This window comes from Rhizobacter sp. (assembly GCF_031412075.1).
GTDB lineage: Bacteria > Pseudomonadota > Gammaproteobacteria > Burkholderiales > Burkholderiaceae_C > Rhizobacter.
The window spans coordinates 1-2,622 of the sequence record NZ_JANOCG010000382.1; the positions used below are offsets into that span (position 1 = coordinate 1).

Genomic DNA, 2,622 nt, shown 5'->3' on the forward strand with positions numbered 1-2,622 from the left:
GCGTCGGGGAAGAGGTCGATCTTCACGTGCTCGAGAAACTCGCTCGCGTCGCGCGTCTCATCTTGAATATCGACCAGCGATTGCAACCACAGCGCGCCCAGGCGCTGCGCATCCTGCGCCTGGCCTTTGCCGCCCACCTTGTACATCCAGTGCGCCGCGATGCCTTTTTCAGCCACCGCGTGCATGGGCTCGGTGCGGATCTGGAACTCCACCGCCGTGCCCAGCGGGCTCACCAGCGTGGTGTGCAGCGACTGGTAGCCGTTGGCCTTGGGGATGGCGATGTAATCCTTGAAGCGGCCCGGCAGCGGCTTGTAGAGCTGGTGCAGCACGCCAAGCGCCATATAACACTCGGGCAAGGTGTTGACCACGATGCGAAAGCCGAAGATGTCGTTGACCTGCGCAAAGCTCAGGTGCTTGTCGCGCATCTTGGCGTAGATGGAGTACAGCGTTTTTTCGCGGCCGAAAACCTGCACCTTTTGCTTGGTGTCGGCAAAGGCCTTCTCGACCTCGTGCTGGATGCGGTCGACGATGTCACGCCGGTAACCGCGCGCGCGCAGCACCGCCTTGGACAAGGCCGCATGCCGCCAGTGTTTGAGGTGCTGGAACGACAGCTCCTGCAGCTCGCGGTAGGTCTGGTTCAAGCCCAGGCGGTGGGCGATGGGGGCGTAAATATCGAGCGTTTCGCGGGCGATGCGAATGCGTTTGGCCGCCACCATCGCGCCCATGGTGCGCATGTTGTGCAAGCGGTCGGCCAGCTTGATGAGGATCACGCGCACATCGCGCGCCATCGCCAACAGCATCTTGCGGAACGACTCGGCCTGCGATTCTTCTTTGGTGGAGAACTGCAGCTTGTCGAGCTTGGTGAGGCCGTCGACCAGGTCAGCGGTGGCGGCGCCAAAACGTTCGATCAGCTCGACCTTGGTCACGCCACAGTCTTCCATCGCGTCGTGCATCAGCGCGGCCATGATGGCTTGAGCGTCGAGCTTCCATTCGGCGCACAGGCCGGCCACGGCGATGGGGTGGGTGATGTAGGGCTCGCCGCTGGCGCGAAACTGGCCCAGGTGGGACTCGTCGGCAAAGCGGTATGCCTCGCGCACGCGCTTGATGTCGGAGGCGTCGAGGTAGTCGAGCTTCTTGGTCAGCGTGGCGAATGAGGCTGCTGCGGCGTCACTCGTGGCCGCCGGCACAGCCGGCTCGCGCACGCGCCGGCCCACGCCGCTGGCGGCGTCGCGAATCCAGTTGGTGATGGGGCCGGCCATGCCCCGAATTTATCGCGGATCGTGCAAGACCTTGTTCGGGCGCCCCAAAAGCAAACGGCCCCGAAGGGCCGTTGCGATTGAAGCTTGTCAGGTGAGTCTCAGAGCGGCACCTTGCGCAGCATCTCGATGCCGACTTCGCCAGCGGCGATTTCGCGCAGCGCGGTCACACCGGGCTTGTTCTTGGTTTCGATCTTGGGCGCGTGGCCCTGGCTCAGCATGCGGGCACGGTAGGTGGCTGCGAGCACCAGCTGGAAGCGGTTCGGGATCTTGACGAGACAGTCTTCGACGGTGATGCGGGCCATGGAGGTGCTCCGGTGAGGGTACTAACGGACTAACTGAGATTGAGGGCCGCAAAGACAGCAGGCTTGCTTCTTCGCAGGGCAGCGTACTTGAGTCGCTGCGAATGAACGATCGCTTTCAGGTCGAACAGCGCCGTTTCAAACAAGGCATTGATTATAACGAAGTCGAAATACTGGGCCTGGGCCACCTCGATGCGGGCGTTGGCCAGGCGCTTGGCGATGACGTGCGGGGGGTCTTCCCCGCGCCGCGTCAGGCGTTGGGCCAGTTCGTCCCAGCTCGGAGGGAGGATGAAGATGAGAATAGCGTTCGGAAAGATCTGCTTGATCTGAATGGCGCCTTGGTAATCGATCTCCAGGATCACGTCTTCGCCGCCAGCGATGCGCTTTTCGACCTCGGCGCGCGAGGTGCCGTAGCGGTTGCCGTGGACCAGCGCATGCTCAAGGAAATCGCCACGGGAGATCTTGTCGCGGAAGACAGCGTCTTCGATGAAGAAGTACTCGCGGCCTTCCTGTTCCTGCCCGCGCGGTTGGCGGGTGGTGTGCGAGATCGACACCACCAGGTGCGAATCCATCTGCAACAAGGCGTTGACGAGGCTCGACTTGCCAGCGCCGCTGGGCGCTGCGACCACGAAGAGGTTGCCTGGGTAGTCCATTGCTGAGGTCATCACTCGAGATTCTGGACTTGCTCGCGCAGTTGTTCGATCAGGACTTTCATCTCCACCGAGATGTTGGTCAGATCCAGCGTCGATGACTTGGAGCCCAGGGTGTTGGCTTCACGCAGCAACTCTTGTATCAGGAAGTCGAGCCTTTTGCCGACCTCGCCGCCGGCCTTGAGCAGGCGGGCGATTTCTTCGGTGTGGGCACGCAGGCGGGCCAGCTCTTCGGCAACGTCGATGCGGATGGAATAAGCGGCGGCTTCGTTGAGCGCGCGCTCCTGAAGGGCTTCGCGCGAGATGGTTTGCGCCGCGCCCGTGGCGACCAGGGCTTCTTGCCAGCGCTCCAGAAAGCGCTGTTGAAGGCGCTGCACCACCGCCGGTACCAACGGCTCAGCCTGCGCGGCCAGC

At 62.8% G+C, this 2,622-nt stretch carries 4 protein-coding genes; all 4 read right to left on the minus strand.

All coding sequences use genetic code 11. The annotated features are described in order from the left end of the window. On the minus strand, positions 1–1,259 hold a 1,259-nt coding region (locus RMO40_RS14265), incomplete at its 3' end, for an HD domain-containing protein (protein ID WP_309722464.1). A 98-nt stretch (positions 1,260–1,357) separates the two neighbouring features. After that, positions 1,358–1,561: a DNA-directed RNA polymerase subunit omega gene (gene rpoZ / locus RMO40_RS14270; RefSeq protein ID WP_174328597.1), complete on the minus strand. Its 204-nt coding sequence runs from the start codon at positions 1,559–1,561 to the stop codon at positions 1,358–1,360. A gap of 29 nt (positions 1,562–1,590) precedes the next feature. Beyond that, positions 1,591–2,211 (minus strand): guanylate kinase, encoded by a 621-nt coding sequence (gene gmk, locus RMO40_RS14275; protein ID WP_309722474.1) that lies wholly within the window; start codon positions 2,209–2,211, stop codon positions 1,591–1,593. An 11-nt stretch (positions 2,212–2,222) separates the two neighbouring features. Then, on the minus strand, positions 2,223–2,622 hold a 400-nt coding region (locus tag RMO40_RS14280), incomplete at its 5' end, for an endoribonuclease YicC domain-containing protein (RefSeq protein ID WP_309722471.1).

Bases quoted from the DNA above. Each gene is read 5' to 3' on its own strand.
- rpoZ (WP_174328597.1), bottom strand. From the start codon at position 1,561: ATGGCCCGCATCACCGTCGAAGACTGTCTCGTCAAGATCCCGAACCGC.
- gmk (WP_309722474.1), bottom strand. From the start codon at position 2,211: ATGGACTACCCAGGCAACCTCTTCGTGGTCGCAGCGCCCAGCGGCGCT.